The sequence below is a fragment of the Pseudomonas sp. K5002 genome, from assembly GCF_013386655.1.
Taxonomy (GTDB): domain Bacteria; phylum Pseudomonadota; class Gammaproteobacteria; order Pseudomonadales; family Pseudomonadaceae; genus Aquipseudomonas.
The window spans coordinates 1-1,218 of sequence record NZ_JACARK010001444.1; the positions used below are offsets into that span (position 1 = coordinate 1).

Annotated in this window: 1 protein-coding gene and 1 pseudogene; both read left to right on the forward strand. The window is 65.6% G+C overall.

The window, feature by feature from the left end:
- Positions 1-722 (forward strand): MFS transporter (locus HX846_RS37075; protein WP_178967445.1); only part of this gene is annotated, 722 nt, incomplete at its 5' end.
- Between the two features lie 75 nt (positions 723-797).
- Positions 798-1,218, forward strand: a pseudogene (locus tag HX846_RS37080) (MFS transporter); the annotation flags it as partial.

Sequence of the window (1,218 nt, forward strand, 5' to 3'; positions counted from 1 at the left end):
TGGTGCTGGGCCTGGGCTCGGCGGTGCACGGTGCGCAGGCGGTGTTGACGCTGGGGCTGATCGCCGTGGCGCTGCTGTGCGGGCTGTTGCTGATCCGCCGTCAGGCCGGGCACCCGGCGCCGATGCTTGCGGTGGATCTGTTCAAGCGCCCGCTGTTCACCTTGTCGGCCCTCACCGCGATTTGCGCGTTCAGCGCCCAGGGGCTGGCGTTTGTGTCGCTGCCGTTCCTGTTGCAAACCGTGTTGGGGCACAGCCAGGTGGCCACCGGTTTCCTGATGACGCCGTGGCCGGCGGTGGTCGCGGTGATGGCGCTGATTGCCGGGCGCCTGGCGGACCGTATCTCCCTGGCGTTGTTGTGCGGCATCGGCCTGGTGATGTTGAGCGCGGGCATGGCCTCGCTGGCGACCCTGGGCAACGACGCCTCGACCTTCGACATCGGTTGGCGCATGGCCCTGTGTGGCGCAGGGTTCGGTTTTTTCCAGTCGCCCAACCTCAAGGCGATCATGACCAGCGCACCGATTGCCCGCAGCGGGGGAGCCAGCGGGATCGTCGCCACGTCGCGGTTGATGGGGCAGACACTCGGCGCTTCGTTGGTGGCGTTGTGTTTCCACCTGTCCCTGAGCAGCGGCCCGCAGTACGCGTTGTGGCTGGGCTGCGGGTTTGCCCTGGTGGGCGCGGTGGCCAGCGGGTTGCGCCTGATGCAGGACGGCGCCAAGGTTTAATTATTTGGGCCTTGTAAAACCTTGAGGTAGACGGCTACCGTGGCCGTCTAAATAATTCTGAATGTTTCAGCTTTTATGTCTGATCTGGCCCAACGCAGTGCTGATTCCCACTCCCGCCGTGCCGCGCTGACCCTTGGCCTGTGCCTGCCCAGTGACGTGTTGCTGTACCTGGTGCTGCCGATGGAGTCCCAGGCGTTCGGTATCACCCTGGCCCAGGCCGGGGTGCTGCTGGCGGCCAACCGCCTGGTGCGGATCTTCGGCTACAGGCATGTTCTGAATTTCTACGCCCGTAACGGTGATCGGCTGACGTGCTCCATTGCCGCCGGCGCGGCGGCGGTGTGTGCTCTTGGCAACTCGATGCTGTCCGGGTTTGCGGCCTTGCTGGGGCTGCGGTTGGTCTGGGGCCTGTGTTTTGCGGCGTTGAACCTTTCCACTCAAGTATTGGCTACCTCTGAACCGCTGGGTGCGGCGCGGCGGGCGGGGCGGTCGCGGGCGT